Source organism: Mesorhizobium sp. B2-4-19, from assembly GCF_006441315.1.
Lineage (GTDB): Bacteria > Pseudomonadota > Alphaproteobacteria > Rhizobiales > Rhizobiaceae > Mesorhizobium.
Map to the genome: position 1 here is coordinate 61,736 of NZ_VFUV01000003.1, position 16,219 is coordinate 77,954.

General features: G+C 63.4%; 21 protein-coding genes. 12 read left to right on the forward strand and 9 right to left on the reverse strand.

Annotated elements, in window-relative coordinates; genetic code table 11:
* The first annotated feature begins 51 nt into the window (after positions 1-51).
* From FJ546_RS06320 to FJ546_RS06330, 3 genes are read left to right on the forward strand one after another with little or no spacing between them, the layout of a single operon-like run.
* The gene (locus tag FJ546_RS06320) at positions 52-717 is read left to right on the forward strand and encodes a glutathione S-transferase family protein (RefSeq protein WP_140888570.1); all 666 of its coding nucleotides are present in this window, start codon (positions 52-54) and stop codon (positions 715-717) included.
* Positions 714-1,121: a hypothetical protein gene (locus FJ546_RS06325; RefSeq protein WP_140888571.1), complete on the forward strand. Its 408-nt coding sequence runs from the start codon at positions 714-716 to the stop codon at positions 1,119-1,121. The genes FJ546_RS06320 and FJ546_RS06325 overlap by 4 nt, the downstream gene beginning before the upstream one ends.
* A gap of 1 nt (position 1,122) precedes the next feature.
* Entirely contained in the window at positions 1,123-1,764 is a 642-nt protein-coding gene (locus FJ546_RS06330; protein WP_140888572.1) for a Pr6Pr family membrane protein, read from the forward strand.
* Positions 1,765-1,773: 9 nt separating this feature from the next.
* On the opposite strand, the gene FJ546_RS06335 is transcribed toward FJ546_RS06330, so the two are convergent.
* The gene (locus FJ546_RS06335) at positions 1,774-2,025 is read right to left on the reverse strand and encodes a DUF1127 domain-containing protein (protein WP_140888573.1); all 252 of its coding nucleotides are present in this window, start codon (positions 2,023-2,025) and stop codon (positions 1,774-1,776) included.
* Between the two features lie 93 nt (positions 2,026-2,118).
* Here FJ546_RS06335 and FJ546_RS06340 point away from each other — a divergent pair, with 93 nt between their 5' ends.
* Positions 2,119-3,531, forward strand: a complete 1,413-nt coding sequence (locus FJ546_RS06340; RefSeq protein WP_140888574.1) for a PLP-dependent aminotransferase family protein — start codon at positions 2,119-2,121, stop codon at positions 3,529-3,531.
* Between the two features lie 15 nt (positions 3,532-3,546).
* On the opposite strand, the gene FJ546_RS31090 is transcribed toward FJ546_RS06340, so the two are convergent.
* Complete coding sequence (locus FJ546_RS31090) at positions 3,547-3,711, reverse strand: hypothetical protein (protein WP_181167833.1); 165 nt, start codon at positions 3,709-3,711, stop codon at positions 3,547-3,549.
* Between the two features lie 251 nt (positions 3,712-3,962).
* Between FJ546_RS31090 and purL the strand changes: the two genes are divergently transcribed.
* The 5 genes from purL (at position 3,963) to FJ546_RS06365 (ending at position 9,032) form a co-directional block, all read left to right on the forward strand.
* Positions 3,963-6,194, forward strand: coding sequence for a phosphoribosylformylglycinamidine synthase subunit PurL (gene purL, locus FJ546_RS06345; protein ID WP_140888575.1), 2,232 nt, complete (start codon positions 3,963-3,965; stop codon positions 6,192-6,194).
* Positions 6,195-6,241: 47 nt separating this feature from the next.
* On the forward strand, positions 6,242-6,775 hold the full coding sequence (locus FJ546_RS06350; RefSeq protein ID WP_140888576.1) for a hypothetical protein: 534 nt from the start codon (positions 6,242-6,244) through the stop codon (positions 6,773-6,775).
* Positions 6,776-6,897: 122 nt separating this feature from the next.
* Complete coding sequence (locus tag FJ546_RS06355) at positions 6,898-7,131, forward strand: BolA family transcriptional regulator (protein WP_010909092.1); 234 nt, start codon at positions 6,898-6,900, stop codon at positions 7,129-7,131.
* 153 nt (positions 7,132-7,284) lie between these two features.
* Positions 7,285-7,620, forward strand: a complete 336-nt coding sequence (gene grxD, locus FJ546_RS06360) for a Grx4 family monothiol glutaredoxin (RefSeq protein WP_010909091.1) — start codon at positions 7,285-7,287, stop codon at positions 7,618-7,620.
* Between the two features lie 143 nt (positions 7,621-7,763).
* Positions 7,764-9,032: a multidrug effflux MFS transporter gene (locus FJ546_RS06365; RefSeq protein WP_140888577.1), complete on the forward strand. Its 1,269-nt coding sequence runs from the start codon at positions 7,764-7,766 to the stop codon at positions 9,030-9,032.
* Between the two features lie 10 nt (positions 9,033-9,042).
* Here FJ546_RS06365 and FJ546_RS31515 read toward each other — a convergent pair whose 3' ends face one another.
* From FJ546_RS31515 to rpsD, 4 genes are all read right to left on the reverse strand, one after another.
* Positions 9,043-9,276 (reverse strand): hypothetical protein, encoded by a 234-nt coding sequence (locus FJ546_RS31515; protein WP_246686763.1) that lies wholly within the window; start codon positions 9,274-9,276, stop codon positions 9,043-9,045.
* A gap of 249 nt (positions 9,277-9,525) precedes the next feature.
* Positions 9,526-10,353 (reverse strand): inositol monophosphatase family protein, encoded by an 828-nt coding sequence (locus FJ546_RS06375; protein ID WP_140888579.1) that lies wholly within the window; start codon positions 10,351-10,353, stop codon positions 9,526-9,528.
* Positions 10,343-11,230, reverse strand: coding sequence for a tRNA 2-thiocytidine(32) synthetase TtcA (gene ttcA / locus FJ546_RS06380; RefSeq protein WP_140888580.1), 888 nt, complete (start codon positions 11,228-11,230; stop codon positions 10,343-10,345). The genes FJ546_RS06375 and ttcA overlap by 11 nt, the downstream gene beginning before the upstream one ends.
* A 133-nt stretch (positions 11,231-11,363) precedes the next feature.
* On the reverse strand, positions 11,364-11,981 hold the full coding sequence (gene rpsD / locus FJ546_RS06385) for a 30S ribosomal protein S4 (RefSeq protein WP_140888581.1): 618 nt from the start codon (positions 11,979-11,981) through the stop codon (positions 11,364-11,366).
* A 372-nt stretch (positions 11,982-12,353) separates the two neighbouring features.
* Here rpsD and FJ546_RS06390 point away from each other — a divergent pair, with 372 nt between their 5' ends.
* Entirely contained in the window at positions 12,354-12,551 is a 198-nt protein-coding gene (locus FJ546_RS06390; RefSeq protein ID WP_027042433.1) for a hypothetical protein, read from the forward strand.
* Between the two features lie 93 nt (positions 12,552-12,644).
* Here FJ546_RS06390 and FJ546_RS06395 read toward each other — a convergent pair whose 3' ends face one another.
* A complete protein-coding gene (locus tag FJ546_RS06395) occupies positions 12,645-12,833 on the reverse strand; it encodes a DUF3008 family protein (protein WP_010909084.1) in 189 nt (62 codons plus the stop codon).
* Here FJ546_RS06395 and FJ546_RS31095 point away from each other — a divergent pair.
* Both FJ546_RS31095 and FJ546_RS06400 read left to right on the forward strand, forming a co-directional pair.
* The gene (locus FJ546_RS31095) at positions 12,832-12,984 is read left to right on the forward strand and encodes a hypothetical protein (protein ID WP_181167834.1); all 153 of its coding nucleotides are present in this window, start codon (positions 12,832-12,834) and stop codon (positions 12,982-12,984) included. The two genes, FJ546_RS06395 and FJ546_RS31095, sit on opposite strands and share 2 nt — an antisense overlap.
* A 9-nt stretch (positions 12,985-12,993) precedes the next feature.
* On the forward strand, positions 12,994-14,376 hold the full coding sequence (locus FJ546_RS06400) for an RNB domain-containing ribonuclease (protein ID WP_140888582.1): 1,383 nt from the start codon (positions 12,994-12,996) through the stop codon (positions 14,374-14,376).
* 65 nt (positions 14,377-14,441) lie between these two features.
* On the opposite strand, the gene murI is transcribed toward FJ546_RS06400, so the two are convergent.
* Positions 14,442-15,230: a glutamate racemase gene (murI, locus tag FJ546_RS06405; protein ID WP_140888583.1), complete on the reverse strand. Its 789-nt coding sequence runs from the start codon at positions 15,228-15,230 to the stop codon at positions 14,442-14,444.
* Positions 15,223-16,134, reverse strand: a complete 912-nt coding sequence (locus FJ546_RS06410) for an RNA methyltransferase (RefSeq protein WP_140888584.1) — start codon at positions 16,132-16,134, stop codon at positions 15,223-15,225. The genes murI and FJ546_RS06410 overlap by 8 nt, the downstream gene beginning before the upstream one ends.
* Positions 16,135-16,219: the final 85 nt, after the last annotated feature.

Sequence of the window (16,219 nt, forward strand, 5' to 3'; positions counted from 1 at the left end):
GGTTAAATTCATAGGGACATCGGGTCCATTGCTCTGGGGAGAGAGACGGTCATGAAACTCTATTCGCGGCCGTTGTCGCCCTATTCGTCGATCGTGCGGGCGCTTGCCTATATCAAGGACGTGCCGCTCAAGATCATCGCGCCGCCGCCGGGTTTTCCAATCCCCGAAGCGTTTCGCGCCATCTCGCCGCTGAACCGGATTCCGGTGCTGATCACCGGCTCGGGCGAGACGATCCTCGAATCGGTGGTCATCGCCGAATATCTGGAAGAGCGCTTTCCGGAACCGGCACTGCTGCCACCCGATTCCAAGGACCGCGCGCTGGTGCGCATGTTCGCCCGCATCACAGATCTCGACGTGCTGACGCCGATGATGAAGCTTTTCGAACTGCATTTCGTGCCGAAGCGAAACAATGCCGAGATCGATGCCCAGTTCGCCCGTCTGCATCACGGACTGGCGGCGATCGAGGCGCGCATGGCGCAAGGCCCCTTCGCGCTCGGCAACGACATCAGCTTTGCCGACGCCTGGCTGACGCCGACCCGGTTCATCTTCAACAATTTCCGCGCCATGACGGGCCGCCACGACCTGCTCGACGCCTATCCCAAATTCGATGCCTATCAGCAGATCGCTTCGCAGCATCCGGCCTTGTCGCGGGTCTGGGGCGAGATGACCGACGGCCTGAAGATCTCTCTGTCCGAACTCGAGATGGGTGCCGCTTGATCAAGAGCAAGACGATCGTTCTCGTCGCAACCGCAGGCTTTGCCCTGGCGTCCTGCCAATCGAGCCCGAAGAGCACGCCTGTGCCGTCGGGCAAAAGCGCGGCGCTGCTGGCCATGGAACAAGTGGCGATCGCAGCCCACAAATGCTGGATCGCCAGCAAGGACCCGGCCTTCAAGCAATATCAGATGGCCAATGAACTGAACTCGTTCAGCGGCACGCCGCGTTTTCTTTTGGTGCCGGCCAAGCATTATGGCGGCAAGCCGCTGCTGGTCGTGCAGGCGCAAGGCAATTCGAGCCGTGTCGACGTGTTCGGGCCGCTGATGAACGACCCGCTCGGCGCACGCATCGGCTCGGACATTGCCCGCTGGCAGACGGGCAATCCGGCCTGCGCCGCGACCGCCTGACATGGGCCGCTTCCTGCAGGCGGTGGGTCTGGCCATCGGCCTGGCCGGCCTCGTCCTGCAGTTCTGCATCACCGTTCCGGCATCGATGGCGGCCGGCCGCAGCCTGCTCGGCTCTATCGTGTTCTATTTCAGCTTCTTCACCATCCTGACCAACATTGGCGCCGTGCTGGTGTACACATCCCTGCTCTCATCCACCGGCTATGCCTGGCTGCCGGCCTTCGCCGGGCCGCAGATGCGTGCGGGTGTTGCGGTTTCGATCACCGTCGTCTTCATCGTCTATGCCACGGTTCTGGCACGGCTCTGGCAGCCGCAAGGCCTGTTTCTGTTCTGCGATGTGCTTCTGCACTATGTGACGCCAGTGCTGTTCGTGCTGTGGTGGCTGGCAGCAGGGGCCGACGGCAGTACGCGATGGAGCGACATTTCCTGGTGGATGCTCTACCCCATCGCCTATCTCGCCTATGCGCTGGTACGGGCATCGATCGCGGGTGAAGTGCCCTACCCCTTCCTCGATGTCGCCAAGAACGGCGCCGCCAGCGTCGCCATTGCGGCATTGGCCATCACGGCGCTGTTCCTGGTGATCTCGATCATAGCCGCCTTTATCGATCGCGGCATCGGCCATCACGAGGCCAAACGGGCCCGTTAAGATCGGCCTCTAATCCCAAAAGCGCCTGATGCCCTCGCGGTGGGCATCGCAGCGGGAGATGCCGATATCCTTGAGCTGATCGTCGGTCATCTCCAGCAAAGCCAGCCGGCCGCGCCGGCGCTCCAGCAAATGGTCGATCCATCGTGCCAGCGAGCTGATCAGGCGCACCAGACGGCCGACAAAGCCTCGCTGGCCTGACGGGCGCAGCGCCTCGCCTGGAAATGCGGCTCTGGGATGACGGATTGTCGCGATTGTATCCATTTTCTTTCTGCCAAGACTCTCGATTGCACCCCATTTGGCGCCCGATTGATATGTATTGACTCATATTTCGGTGCAATATAGAAAATTGTCACCATGACAAATTGGCTTCCAGATCTGACCGGCGGCGCCGGACCGCTCTATCAACGCCTTGCGGACTCCGTTGAGGCGGGCATCGACCGGGGCGTGATCGGCGCCGGAACAAAACTGCCACCCCAGCGCGACCTCGCCTATGACATCGGCACCACGGTCGGCACGGTCGGCCGGGCCTACCAATTGCTGCGTGAGCGCGGGCTGGTGAGCGGCGAAGTCGGGCGTGGAACCTATGTGCTTGGCCGGCGCGCCGAAGGCGTGAAACCGGAGGCGCCCGACGTCAGCGTGGAAGGCACGCGCTATGTCGATGCGCCTCAGGACAAGCTGCGTTTCGACAGCACGGCGGCACCCGATGTCGGCCAGGGCACTGATATCGCCGATGTGCTGTCGCGCACCGCGCAGGATCATCCCCATGAAATCTCGAGCTACACGCGTGATTTTCCTGGCCGCTGGTACGAAGCCGGCGCCCGCTGGCTGTCGAGAAACACCTTCCGCCCGGCCGCCGACAGCATTGTTCCGACGCTCGGCACCCATGCCGCGGTGATGGCGGCGATCGCCGCACTCACCACGCCGGGTGACTATGTCGCCTTCGAACATCTCACCTATTCGCAGATATCGCGCAGCGCCGGGCTGATCGGCCGGCGCACGGCGCTGGTGGCCTCGGATGACGAAGGTCTCGACCCGGACGATTTCGAGCGCGTTTGCGCGCAAAAGCACCCGAGGATGATCTTCCTGATGCCGACGGCGCAGAATCCGACGCTGACGACACTGTCCGCCGCGCGCCGCGAGGCGATCGCGCGTGTCGCGCGCGAATACAACGTCATCCTGATCGAGGATGATCTTTATGGCCACCTGACTGACGACCCGACACCGTTGCTTGCTGAATATGCCCCAGAGAGAACCATCGTCGCCGGCGGTCTGTCGAAATCGGTAGCGGCCGGTATCCGCGGCGGCTGGCTCTCCTGCCCTGCCGCCTATCGCCACCGGATCCGTGTCGCCCACAAGATGATGACCGGCGGCATGCCCTTCCTGCTGGCGGAGGTGAATACAAGGCTGGTGCTCTCCGGTCAGGCCAGCGATATCCGCAAGCGCAGCATCGCCGAAATCAGCGCCCGTATCGCGATCGTGCGCGAGACCTTGGCCGGCTTCGCGTTCAAGTCACACGACAACGTGCCCTTTGTCTGGCTGACTTTGCCCGACCCATGGCTTTCCGGCACCTTCAAGAATGCCTGTCTCGAACACGGCGTGCTGATCGACGACGAGGACGAGTTCAAGGCCGGCCGCTCCGAACAGGTCTTTCACGGTGTCCGCTTCGGCACCTCGCAGCCGAGGCAGCGCAGCGATGTCGCCGACGGCGTTGCCGTCATCCGCCGTCTCCTCGACGAAGGCCGTGCCGGCTACGACAGCTTTTCGTGAGGGACCTGAATCAGATCAGCCCTCGGCCTTGAAGTTTTTGGCTTCCTCCTTGGCCTTGTCCTTGCCGTGCTTCTCGGCCAGTTCCTTGGCCTGTCCAGGCGAAACGTCGGTGGTTTCGGCGAGATGAAGAGCCTCCTTGTCCGAGAGACGATTGTCTTTCTTGTTCTGCTTGGTAGCCATGGTCTGATCTCCTGAAGGGTTGGAACCCAACGGTCGGGATGCCATAGCGTTCCCATGCGGCTTCGCATTCCTCACGGCGACCTCGCGGATCACCGCTGGCGCGACGGGCGTCTGAAGCTCCCGGTGCGGGCTACGCCGTCATCACCTTTTTGCTTTCTGTCTTTTTTCGTTCGTCGACGGGTGTATCGGCCGCAAAGCTTGCGATAAGAGGGGACTCAAAATCCCCGCTCCATGGACATAAATCACCGCCCATGACCATTTCCAATTCCGTGCCGATCACCCCACAGCTCATCGCCGCGCATGGGCTGAAGCCGGACGAGTATCAGCGCATCCTCGACCTCGTCGGGCGCGAACCGAGCTTTACCGAGCTCGGCATTTTCTCGGCGATGTGGAACGAGCATTGCTCCTACAAATCCTCGAAGAAGTGGCTGCGCACGCTGCCCACCACCGGACCGCAGGTCATCCAGGGGCCTGGCGAGAATGCCGGCGTGGTCGACATCGGTGACGGCGACTGCGTCGTCTTCAAGATGGAAAGCCACAACCACCCCTCCTTCATCGAGCCCTACCAGGGCGCGGCGACCGGCGTCGGCGGCATTTTGCGCGACGTCTTCACCATGGGCGCACGGCCAATCGCGGCGATGAATGCACTGCGCTTTGGCGCGCCCGATCACCCCAAGACCAGGCATCTCGTCGCCGGCGTGGTTTCGGGCGTCGGCGGCTACGGCAATTCCTTCGGCGTGCCGACGGTCGGCGGTGAGGTCAATTTCGACGCCCGCTACAACGGCAACATCCTGGTCAACGCCTTCGCCGCGGGCCTCGCCAAGACCAATGCCATCTTCCTGTCGGAAGCCAAAGGCGTCGGCCTGCCGGTCGTTTATCTCGGCGCCAAGACCGGCCGCGACGGCGTCGGCGGCGCCACCATGGCCTCGGCCGAGTTCGACGACAAGATCGACGAGAAGCGCCCGACCGTGCAGGTCGGCGATCCCTTCACCGAAAAGTGCCTGCTCGAAGCCTGCCTCGAACTGATGGCCTCGGGCGCCGTCATCGCCATCCAGGACATGGGTGCGGCCGGCCTCACCTGTTCGGCGGTCGAGATGGGCGCCAAGGGCGACCTCGGCATCGAGCTCGATCTCGATAAGGTGCCGGTGCGCGAGGAGCGCATGAGCGCCTATGAGATGATGCTGTCGGAAAGCCAGGAGCGCATGCTGATGGTGCTGCGCCCCGAGAAGGAAAAGGAAGCCGAGGCGATCTTCCACAAATGGGGCCTCGACTTCGCCATTGTCGGCAAGACCACCGACGATCTGCGCTTCCGCGTGCTGCATCAGGGCGACGAGGTCGCCGATCTGCCGATCAAGGATCTCGGCGACAAGGCACCGGAATATGACCGCCCCTGGATCGAGCCGAAGAAGCCCGCACCGCTCGCCGCCAACGACGTTCCACAGGCCGATGTTGCCGACGCGCTGCTGAAACTGCTCGGTGGACCGAACCAGTCGTCGCGCCGCTGGGTATGGGAGCAGTATGACACGCTGATCCAGGGCAATTCACTGCAGCTTCCCGGCGGCGATGCCGGCGTGGTGCGGGTGGAAGGCCATGCGACCAAGGCGCTCGCCTTTTCGTCTGACGTGACGCCGCGCTATTGCGAAGCCGATCCCTATGAGGGCGGCAAGCAGGCCGTGGCCGAGTGCTGGCGCAACCTGACCGCCACCGGCGCACTGCCGCTGGCGGCCACCGACAACCTCAATTTCGGCAACCCGGAACGGCCCGAGATCATGGGCCAGCTGGTCGGCGCGGTGAAGGGCATTGGCGACGCCTGTCGCGCGCTCGGGTTCCCGATCGTGTCGGGCAATGTCTCGCTCTACAACGAGACCAACGGCCAGGGCATCCTGCCGACACCGACCATTGGCGGCGTCGGCCTCATCGCCGACTGGTCGAAGATGGTGCGCACCGGCTTTGCGGCGCAAGGCCAGATGATCCTGCTGGTCGGCGCGCCCGCCTCCTGGGGCACGCATCTTGGCCAGTCTGTCTATTTCAGGGACATCCATGGCCGCACCGACGGGCCGCCGCCGCCGGTCGACCTCGCGCATGAGAAGCGCGTCGGCGACCATGTGCGCTCGCTGATCGCCTCCGGCATCGTCACCGCTGCGCATGACGTTTCCGATGGCGGCATCGCCGTGGCGCTGGCCGAAATGGCGATGGCGTCGGGCATCGGCGCGACCGTTCCCGGCCTTGTCGGCACCGATCCGATCCCGGTGTGGTTCGGCGAGGATCAGGGCCGCTATCTGCTGACGCTGTCGATCGACCCGCATGGCGAGGAATGGGACGCCATCCGCAAGCAGCAGGGCGAACTCGGCATCTTCGCGCCATGGATCGGCTCGACCGGCGGTGATGCGCTGAAGCTCGGCGATGCCAGGGCGATCCCGGTCAACGATCTGAAGGCCGCCCATGAAGGCTGGTTCCCCCGCTTCATGGACCAGGCCAGTTGAGCAGAGCATGATCCCGAAAAGTGGGAACCGGTTTTCGGAAAAGATTCATGCTCAATCACAGGAAGCTGGCTGCCCGGGCGCTGCTTGCAGTCGTTTTCTGGCCGTCGCTGTTCTTCTTCTGGTTCCTCGGGCCGTTCGTTTTTTTCCTGCTGTCGACGACATCGAGCGCGGTTTGCCCGAGGCTGGATACGCGTGCCGAGTTCCTTGACGCCGCCAATGGCGCGCTGCCGATGCTGGTGCTGCAGAACCTCATCTATGCGGTTCCGATCGTCTGCCTGGTGCTCTGGAACCGGCTTCTGCCGGAGCCGGCGCGGGCAAGGCAGATCATCACCTGCATCAAGCTTTTCGCCGTCGCGGCCGTCCTGGGGGCCTTGTGGGAGTATGGCTCTTCGCTTGTCTGCGACGGCTATGGCCAACCGTTCTTCTCGCCCGTCTGGCGGATGACCAGCTACCTGCCGATCGCCAACCTGGCGGTCAACATCCCCCTCTATGGTCTGGTTTTCAGCCTTGGCCGCGCCTTCTCGATGCGCGAAGACGACCCAGCCGCCGATGCCGTCGATCCGGACAGGAATGCGTCCTAGGCGACAATCGCGCTGGTGCTGGACAGGACGGCTTCAATCGCGGCCGGAAAGGCTTTAGGTTTACCCCGACTCTCATCGCACGGGCGGCCGCGCTACCGCTCGCCCGAAACAGGAATTGTGCAATGGCAATGGACGCCCACGACATCGAAAAACTGATCAAGGACGGCATTCCGGACGCCAAGGTGACGATCCGCGACCTCGCCGGCGACGGCGACCACTATGCGGCTGAAGTCGTCGCCGAGAGCTTTCGGGGAAAAAGCCGCGTCCAGCAGCACCAGATGGTCTATGACGCGCTGAAGGGCAATATGGGCGGCGTGCTGCACGCCCTTGCGCTGCAGACCAGCGTTCCCGACTGAGGCCGTTCCGGCCAACACGCGCTTGGCCCAAACCCGCCCATCCTTTGCGCCATTTCGGCCATGGCGCGGCTAATGTCTTGTTTCGGGCAACCTATGGGTTTATTTGAAAGACATGCTTCGAGCCTGACTCCCACAGGCGTGAAAGGATATTCCATGAGCGGTATCAACGACTACATCGACAATGAAGTGAAGGGCAACGACGTCGTCCTTTTCATGAAGGGCACGCCCGGTTTTCCGCAGTGCGGGTTTTCCGGCCAGGTCGTCCAGATCCTCGACTATATCGGCGCCGACTACAAAGGCGTGAATGTCCTGGATTCGGCTGAACTGCGCCAGGGCATCAAGGACTATTCCAACTGGCCGACAATCCCGCAGCTCTACGTCAAGGGCGAATTCGTCGGCGGCTGCGATATTGTCCGCGAGATGTTCCAGGCCGGCGAGTTGCAGACCTTCCTGGTCGAAAAGGGCGTCAGCGTCAAAGGCGCCGCCTGATTTCGGTTTTGGGCATGTCGTAACGACTGCACTGAACACCGGGGCAGCCCCACCTCGGCAATTTTTATGTCTCGATATCGGGACCAAGACGAGCCAATGCGCCGGCCCGCCGGCGCGTTTTCGTTTGAGAGATCGGACTTGCCGTGGATCAGCAATCGACAGCGCCGCAATCGGCAAGCAAACTGCCTATTCCGCGCTGGGAGTTCATTGCGCTGTGCGCGGCGCTGATGGCGCTGAATTCGCTGGCCATCGACATCATGCTGCCGGCGCTGCAGCAGATCGGCGCCTCGCTCGGCGTCGAGAATGAAAACCACCGGCAATATGTGATCACCGCCTACATTCTGGGTTTTGGTGGCGGCCAGCTGTTCTTCGGGCCGATCTCGGACCGTTTCGGCCGCCGCTCGCCGCTCGTCGCCGGGCTGATCATCTATGTGGCGGCGGCCGCCGCCGCCGCCATCGCGCCAAGCTTTGAAACGCTGCTGATATGCCGAGCCGTGCAAGGCATCGGCGCGGCGGCCACGCGCGTCATCGCGGTCTCGATCGTGCGCGACACGTTCGAAGGCCGGCGCATGGCGGAGGTGATGTCGCTGATCTTCATGGTGTTCATGGCGATACCGGTCATTGCGCCGGGCATCGGCCAGTTCATCATGCTGTTCGCGACCTGGCACTATATCTTCGTCACCATGGCCGCCGGCGCGCTGATCGTGTCGGCGTGGTCGCTGCTGCGCCTGCCTGAAACGCTGCGCCCCGACTATCGCCGGCAATTGACGGTTTCCTCTGTCCTCGGCGGATTCGGCATCGTGCTCACCAACCGCATCGCGCTCTGCTACGCCTTTGCCAGCACGTTCATCTTCGCCGCCATGTTCGGCTTCATTGCCTCGGCGCAGCAGATCTATGTCGACATCTTCAACGTCGGCGAGATGTTCCCCGTCATCTTCGCCGGGGTCGCCGGCGTGCTGGCTTTTTCCAATTTTTTGAACTCGCGCCTTGTCGGCCGCATCGGCATGCGCCGGCTGTCGCAGAGCGCGCTGCTTTTGTTTCTGGTCATCAGCCTGGCCTGGCTGGTCGTTTCGCTGGAAATCAAGATGCCGCTCTGGCTGTTCATCACGTTCTTTGCCAGCGCCATGCTTCCCTTCGGTGCGCTTGGCGCCAATTTCAACGCTTTGGCGATGGAGCCGCTCGGCCAGCTGGCCGGCACGGCGTCGTCCATCCTTGGCTTCATGCAGACGTTTCTCGGCGGCATTCTCGGCACGCTGATCGGCCAGGCTTTCAACGGCACGGTGACGCCGCTTGCCGCCGGCTTCTGCAGCGTCTCGGTCGCGGCGCTGCTGATGATCCTCATCGCCGAGCGCGGCAAGATGTTCCAGCCGCATAACCCACCCATTTCAGGGCATATCACCGACCTGCATTGAACGAGATGCGTCAGGATGCACCTTCAATCGCCGCCGTGAAGCGAGGCGCAAGCATGCGCCCGGCGATTGCTCCGCCCATGCTGTCCGAAAACGGCAATGGCAGCGCGTCGTCGAGCGCCTTGAGGATGGATGCCACGAAGGCCCGGCTGAGTTGCGGATCGGTCCCGAGGTCCGAATAGGTGGCGCGAGGCTTGCCGATCAGCGTGCCGTTGCGGCGCAGCGAGAACTGCAGCGTCAGCGACATGCCCGCGGTCCCCGCTGGCGGCCTCCAGCAGGCATAGATAGCCTCCGACATCTCCTTGAGGGTGTCGACGGGAGCGGTGCTGTGGCAGGGGCGCTCTTGCGCGATTGCCGCGTTGGCGTTTGCAAACAAGATGGCGGCAAGCGCCGCCGCAAGAATTGCGAACCGCGATTTCATTCGAGAGAACCCCGCGAAAGCGCCAATTCTTCGGCCGCACAAAACCGGCAGTCAAGCGCGGGCCAGGAATTGATCCTACCCAGCCCACAGTTCGCGGCGCAACTCGTGCCAGCTTTCGCGATCAGGAGCGACCAGCAGGCCGCCGCCGACATGCGACGGCAGATAGGCCGTGCCATCGAAGCGCGCGGCATGGCCGCCGGCCTCCGCATGGATCAGCACGCCGGCCAGATGGTCCCAGGGCATCAGCTTGTTGTAGACGACGAAATGGCCATGGCCGCTCGCCAGCAAGCGATATTCGTGGGCGGCGCAGCGGTAGTTGAACTGCGACAGCGTCTTGGTCTGGTTGCAGGCAAGCCGCGTGCGGTCGGGCTCGGCCATATACTGCCAGGAAACCGCGCCCGTCATCCCGGAGATCGGCGCGCTCGCCGCGACCCGCACTGTCTCCAGCATACCATGCGCATGGCGGATATGACTGCCGGCACCCTTGGCACCGATCAGCCAGTCTTTGCCGACCGGATCATGGATGATGCCGGCGACCGTCTCGCCCTTGACCACGACGCCGAGCATGACGCCGAACAGCGGCAAGCCGGAGGCGAAATTGAAGGTGCCGTCGACCGGGTCGATGACGAAGGCCAGATCGGCGTCGCCCAGGCCATCGAGCAGCGCCGGGTCGTCCGAACAGGCTTCCTCGCCGACAATCATGGCCGAGGGATAACGCTGGCGCAGCCTGGCGGTGATCAGCCGCTCGGCGTTGACGTCGGCTTCCGTCACCAGATCGGCGGCTGAGGTCTTCTGCCTGATGTCGCCATCGCCCAGCCGGCGAAAGCGGGGCATGATTTCGGTGTCGGCGGCCTCGGCCAGCAGGCCGGCCAGCCAGTCGATCGCGTGGTCGTCAAATGTCATCTGAAGCGTCCTGTCCTGTGATGAGGGTCTGGTTCAGGGCGACGAAATCGAACAGCTTCCTGTCGAGCAGATGCGACGGCCTGGTGTTGGACAGCGCGCGGATCATGGTGTCCTTGCGGCCGGGCATGCGCTTTTCGATGTCTTCGAGCATCGCCTTCATCGCGTTGCGCTGGAGGCCTTCCTGGCTGCCGCAGAGGTCGCAAGGGATGATCGGGAACCGCATTGCCGAGGCGAATTTTTCGAGGTCGATCTCGGCGCAATAGCTCAGCGGCCGCAGCACCATGACGTCGCCTTCGTCGTTGAGCAGCTTCGGCGGCATGGCGGCGAGACGACCGCCATGGAACAAGTTCATGAAGAAGGTCTCGAGAATGTCCTCGCGATGATGGCCGAGCACCAGCGCCGAGCACCCTTCCTCGCGCGCGATGCGGTAGAGATGGCCGCGCCGCAGCCGCGAGCAGAGCGAGCAATAGGTGCTGCCTTGCGGCAGCTTGTCGGTGACCACCGAATAGGTGTCCTGATACTCGATGCGGTGGGCAATGGCGTTGGCGTTGAGATAGTCGGGTAGGATGTGCTTGGGGAAATTCGGCTGGCCCTGATCGAGATTGCAGGCCAGCAACTCGACCGGCAGCAGCCCGCGCCATTTGAGGTCGAGCAGCAAGGCAAGCAGGCCGTACGAATCCTTGCCGCCCGACAGCGCGACCAGCCAGCGCTGTCCCGGCCCCACCATCGAGAAATCCTCGATCGCCTGGCGGGTCAGCCGCAGCAGCCGCTTGCGCAATTTGTTGAACTCGACCGAGGACGGCACATCGGCGAACAGCGGATGGGAGCCGCCTTCGGCGGCCGGCTCAAGCGTCTCGATGTCTGGCAGCATATTCATGGCGCGGCGGCCCCGAGATGTGATGTCCGTCCGGATTAGCGCATCGGCCGCAAAATCGAAACGGCAAAGCGGTTGCGCCAAACAAAAAGGCCGCCTCGAGGGCGGCCTTTCGGTATCGCCAAAAGGCGTTCGCTTAGCGCGAATAGAATTCGACGACCAGGTTCGGCTCCATCTGGACGGCGAACGGAACGTCCGCCAGGCCAGGGATGCGCGAGAAGGTCGCAACCATCTTGTTGTGGTCGGCTTCGATGTAGTCCGGCACGTCGCGCTCGGCGAGGCCGACCGCTTCCAGGACGATGACCAGCTGCTTCGACTTTTCGCACACTTCGATGACGTCGCCCGGCTTGCAGCGGTACGAGCCGATGTTGACGCGCTTGCCGTTGACGTTGACATGGCCGTGGTTGACGAACTGACGGGCGGCGAAAATGGTCGGCACGAACTTGGCGCGGTAGACGACCGCGTCGAGACGCGATTCGAGCAAGCCGATCAGGTTCTCCGAAGTGTCGCCCTTGCGGCGGTCGGCCTCTTCATAGACCTTGCGGAACTGCTTTTCCGAAACGTCGCCATAGTGACCCTTCAGCTTCTGCTTGGCGCGCAGCTGCAGGCCGAAATCGGAAAGCTTGCCCTTGCGGCGCTGGCCGTGCTGGCCGGGGCCGTATTCACGCTTGTTGACCGGGGATTTCGGGCGGCCCCAGATATTTTCGCCGAGACGGCGGTCGATCTTGTATTTCGCGGATTCGCGCTTGCTCATCGCATTCCCTTTTCAAAACAACACACCCGGAACCTCATGGTCCGGGTGAAGGAAACGCGCCCTCCTCTGGCCTCCGTTTTCGAGACCTGACAGGGTTTTCCCACGCAACGCGGCGGAAAACCCACGGGACACGTCAGTTCAAACAAAACCAGAAACCAAGGCAACCGGTCTTGCGCATACAAAACAAACACCGGACATCGCTGCCCGGCGTTGGCGGCTGGTTAAACCGAGATTTAACCGGTGTCAAGCTTGTGAGTGGCGCGGCGCAACGCAACCCTATAGCGTTCCCGGCGTTGAGCGATGCCGGACGTGGCGGGAGGTTTGCGCCAACGGCACCGGGAAGGGATCTGGAGCTAGAGGAGTCCAATCAGCATGAAGAAGTTCTTCCTTACCCTGGCCGGTGCCGCGGTATTGGCCGGATCGATGGCGGTGGCGCCGGAACCGGCCATGGCGCGCCATTGGCACGGCCATAAACAGGTATGCCGCATCATCGTGAAGAAGAGAGTGGTGTGGCGGCACGGCCACCGCAGGGTCATCGTCGAGCGGATACGGCGCTGCCATCGCTGGTAAGGCAAAACATCCGCCTACAGACTTTACTTTGGAAAAAGGCCCGCGGTTCCGCTGCGGGCCTTGTTTGCTCGGTCCGGCGTTTCGCGAACGCACTCAGTCTTTCGACTTCTTTTCCGGCAGCCCTTTGCGCTTGGTCTCAGCGAATTCCTCGAGCTGCTTTTCGCTCATGGATTCGTACATTCCTTTGGAGGCGCCTTTGAGCTCGCTCTTTTTCGTCTCGCCGCGCTTGGCGGAGAGCGCGGCGCCGGCGGCTTTCTGCTGGGCTTTCGAGGTGGCTGGCATGGCGGTTTCTCCTTTGCTGTCAGGGGAAACGCCGCTCTTCGGCGGCGGTTCCAGTGCCTGTGGCCCAGTTTCTCGTCCGATCGCCGCCGGTCAGGCAGCCAGCTTTGGCGAATTCGTCGGCAGCCTTCCCGTGTCCGAAACCCTGGTGTAGGACGGCTGAATGAAGTCCCTGACAGACCCCTCACAAGCTCTCTCCAGCGGCCTGGCGAAAATCCGCACCGAATTCCACGTGCCGGATGTATTTCCGGCTGACGTGATGGCCGCGGCGGAGGCGGCGGCCAGACGTGTGCCGAACCAGCATGCCGATCGAACGGACATGCCCTTCGTCACGCTCGATCCGGCAACCTCCACCGATCTTGACCAGGCGTTCTCGATCGAGGCAAGCGGCGGCGATCTTCTCTTGCATTATGCCATCGCCGACGTGGCATGGTTCGTCGAGGACGGCGACGCGCTGGATCGCGAAGCCTGGACGCGGGGTGAGACGCTGTACCTGCCGGACGGCAAGGCTGGGCTCTATCCACCGGCACTTGCCGAGGCGGCGGCGAGCCTGTTGCCGGATGGACCGCGTCCAGCTGTTATCTTCACCGTCCGGGTCGCTGAGGATGGCGCCGTAAAGTTGGACGGCGCGGAGCGGGCAATCATCCAAAGCCGCGCGAAGCTCGCCTATGACAGCGTGAAGGCCTCCGATGTTCCGGCCGGCTTCGCCGAAATAGCGCGGCGCATGGCGGCAAATGAAGAGCGGCGCGGCGCTTCCCGCGTCGACCCGCCCGAGCAGGAGGTGGAAAGGCTTGCCGATGGCAGCTTCCGGCTTTCGTTCAGACCGCTGCTGCAATCCGAGCAGGACAATGCCGCGCTTTCACTGGCCGCCAACATGGCGATCGGCGACGCCATGCTGGCGCACAAGACCGGGCTGTTCCGGGTGATGTCTGGGCCAGACGCCTCCAAGGTGCAGAGATTGCGCAACGCGGCACAGGCGCTCGGCCTGTCCTGGCCGGCCTCAACCAGCCTGCGCGACTACCAGCGCTCGCTCGATCCGGCTGATCCGAAACAGGCGGCGTTGATGCTGGAAATCCGCCGCGCAGGCAACGGCGCGTCCTACCAGCCCTACCAGGAAGGTGTCGTTCCCTGGCATGAGGCGATGGCTGCGACCTATGCCCATGCAACCGCGCCACTCAGGCGACTGGCCGATCGCTATGTCGTGCGCTGCACACTGGCTATCGCCAACGGCCAGCCCGTGCCGCAGGCCGTCAGCGATGCGTTCGCCGGACTGCCGAAGGTGATGGGACGTGCGGATGCCCGCGCTTCGCAGATCAACCACGCAGCCATCGACCTTGCCGAGGCGGTGATGCTGAGGGGACGCGAAGGGGAAACGTTCAAAGCCGTCGTCACCGACTTCGTCGACCATGGCGTGCGCGTCCAGCTTGCCGGCATGCCTGTCGTTGCCACCGTAAAGGCCTCCGGTCTCAGGCAGGGCGACGGTCTGACGCTAAAGCTGGCCTCGGCCGATCCGGATCAACGCAGCATCGTCTTCGAACCTGTTTGAGCGACTGGCGTTTCGCCGCTTCAGGTCCTTTTTATGAATGTCGCCGTCCCAAGGGGCGACGTGCATTAGCCCACGGACAATCCAAAGCCTTGCATCAGCCGGCCGACGGCGAAATCCGCCTTGCCTGACGTAAAGACGGCGATATCGGGCTCGCCCTGCGGCTGCGCCCCGTCGACGGGCGGCAAGAGCGAAAGGGCACGCCTTGCGATCGCCTCGGCCGGATCGATCCAGTCGACCGGCCAGGGCGCGGTCTTGCGCATGCGGTTGACCAGGAACGGGTAGTGGGTGCAGGCCAGCACGACGATGTCGGTCCTGAGCCCCTCATGTTCCATGAAACAGGGCGCGATCTCGGCGCGCACGGCTTCCTCGTCGACGAAACCCTCGCGCATATAGATTTCGGCAAGGCCCGCCAGCCTGTCGCTGCCAACCAGGCGGACATGGCATTTCTGCGCCCATTTGCTGATCAGGTCGCGCGTGTATTGCCGCTTCACCGTGCCCGGCGTCGCCAGTACTGAGACCAGGCCGGAATGGGTGCGCTCCGCCGCCGGCTTGACCGCCGGCACGGTGCCGACGAAGGGATGGCCGGGAAATCTCTCGCGCAGCGCATCGATCACCAGCGTCGAGGCGGTGTTGCAGGCGATGACGGAAATCGCAGGCGCAAACCGGTCGAGCAATCTGGCGAAAAGTTCGAGTATGTGGGTGCGCAGTGCCGGTTCTTCCCAGGCGCCGAACGGAAAGGCCGCATCGTCCGCGACATAGACGAAGCGCCGGTCCGGCATCAGCACGCGCGCCTCGCGCAGCACGGTCAGCCCGCCGACGCCGGAATCGAACATCAGGATCGGCTGGTCAGTCATTGTCGGTTCCCTTGCCGCCGAGCGGCGGCGCGTCCTCATCGTCACCCACAGGCTTGTGCGCCTGGCTATCGGCCTCTGCCTTGCCGGCGCGCGCGCCGGCCGGAAGCCGCCTTGGATCATCGCCCGGCGAGCCGTCGCCGCGCGGCATTGCCGGCGAAAACCTGTCCAGCGAGGAGATGATGCCGCGCAGCACCTTCAGCTCCGGCTCGGCGAAACCAGCGCGCGTCAGCACGGCGCGCAGATTGTCGACCATCTTCGGCTTCTTCGGCGCCGGCCGGAAATAGCCGCGCGCTTCCAATGCGCCTTCGAGGTAGGCGAAAAGGCCGTGCAGTTCTTCCTTGCTGGCCGGCTTCATCTCCGGCCCGGTGAAATTGGTCTTGGTCTCGTCCCCGAGACCGGACTTCATCCACTCATAGGACATCAGCAGCGCCGCCTGGGCGATGTTGAGCGAGGAGAAATCAGGATCGACGGGAAAGGTGACGATCTCGTCGGCGAGCCCGACCTCGTCATTGTAGAGACCGAAGCGCTCGCGGCCGAACAGGATGCCGGTGCGCTGCCCCATGCCATGACGGGCGCGCAGCACCCTGCCCGCCTCCACGGGGCCGCGCACGGCCTTGAAACCGTCGCGCTGCCTGGCGGTGGTGGCGAAGACGAAGTTCAGATCGGCAAGGGCCGAGGCCAGATCGTCGAACACCTTCACGGCATCGATGACATGGTCGGCGCGGCTGGCGGCGGCGCGCGCCTTCTCGCTCGGCCAGCCGTCACGCGGATTGACCAGGCGCAGTTCCGACAGGCCGAAATTGGCCATGGCGCGCGCGACCATGCCGATGTTCTCGCCGAGCTGCGGCTCGACGAGGATGATCGCCGGACCGCCGGGGCCACGCTGAAAGTCTGTTGCGGTCATGTGTTCCAGATAATTGCGCTACGGTCACCGCGTCCTGCCATATCGATACGGCTTTTTGAAGAGTTGTCGGTGACCTGGCGACAAA

Bases quoted from the DNA above. Each gene is read 5' to 3' on its own strand.
- FJ546_RS06320 (WP_140888570.1), top strand. From the start codon at position 52: ATGAAACTCTATTCGCGGCCGTTGTCGCCCTATTCGTCGATCGTGCGG.
- FJ546_RS06330 (WP_140888572.1), top strand. From the start codon at position 1,123: ATGGGCCGCTTCCTGCAGGCGGTGGGTCTGGCCATCGGCCTGGCCGGC.
- FJ546_RS06335 (WP_140888573.1), bottom strand. From the start codon at position 2,025: ATGGATACAATCGCGACAATCCGTCATCCCAGAGCCGCATTTCCAGGC.
- FJ546_RS06340 (WP_140888574.1), top strand. From the start codon at position 2,119: ATGACAAATTGGCTTCCAGATCTGACCGGCGGCGCCGGACCGCTCTAT.
- FJ546_RS31090 (WP_181167833.1), bottom strand. From the start codon at position 3,711: ATGGCTACCAAGCAGAACAAGAAAGACAATCGTCTCTCGGACAAGGAG.
- purL (WP_140888575.1), top strand. From the start codon at position 3,963: ATGACCATTTCCAATTCCGTGCCGATCACCCCACAGCTCATCGCCGCG.
- FJ546_RS06350 (WP_140888576.1), top strand. From the start codon at position 6,242: ATGCTCAATCACAGGAAGCTGGCTGCCCGGGCGCTGCTTGCAGTCGTT.
- FJ546_RS06355 (WP_010909092.1), top strand. From the start codon at position 6,898: ATGGCAATGGACGCCCACGACATCGAAAAACTGATCAAGGACGGCATT.
- grxD (WP_010909091.1), top strand. From the start codon at position 7,285: ATGAGCGGTATCAACGACTACATCGACAATGAAGTGAAGGGCAACGAC.
- FJ546_RS31515 (WP_246686763.1), bottom strand. From the start codon at position 9,276: ATGTCGCTGACGCTGCAGTTCTCGCTGCGCCGCAACGGCACGCTGATC.
- FJ546_RS06375 (WP_140888579.1), bottom strand. From the start codon at position 10,353: ATGACATTTGACGACCACGCGATCGACTGGCTGGCCGGCCTGCTGGCC.
- ttcA (WP_140888580.1), bottom strand. From the start codon at position 11,230: ATGAATATGCTGCCAGACATCGAGACGCTTGAGCCGGCCGCCGAAGGC.
- rpsD (WP_140888581.1), bottom strand. From the start codon at position 11,981: ATGAGCAAGCGCGAATCCGCGAAATACAAGATCGACCGCCGTCTCGGC.
- FJ546_RS06390 (WP_027042433.1), top strand. From the start codon at position 12,354: ATGAAGAAGTTCTTCCTTACCCTGGCCGGTGCCGCGGTATTGGCCGGA.
- FJ546_RS31095 (WP_181167834.1), top strand. From the start codon at position 12,832: ATGGCGGTTTCTCCTTTGCTGTCAGGGGAAACGCCGCTCTTCGGCGGC.
- FJ546_RS06395 (WP_010909084.1), bottom strand. From the start codon at position 12,833: ATGCCAGCCACCTCGAAAGCCCAGCAGAAAGCCGCCGGCGCCGCGCTC.
- FJ546_RS06400 (WP_140888582.1), top strand. From the start codon at position 12,994: ATGAAGTCCCTGACAGACCCCTCACAAGCTCTCTCCAGCGGCCTGGCG.
- murI (WP_140888583.1), bottom strand. From the start codon at position 15,230: ATGACTGACCAGCCGATCCTGATGTTCGATTCCGGCGTCGGCGGGCTG.
- FJ546_RS06410 (WP_140888584.1), bottom strand. From the start codon at position 16,134: ATGACCGCAACAGACTTTCAGCGTGGCCCCGGCGGTCCGGCGATCATC.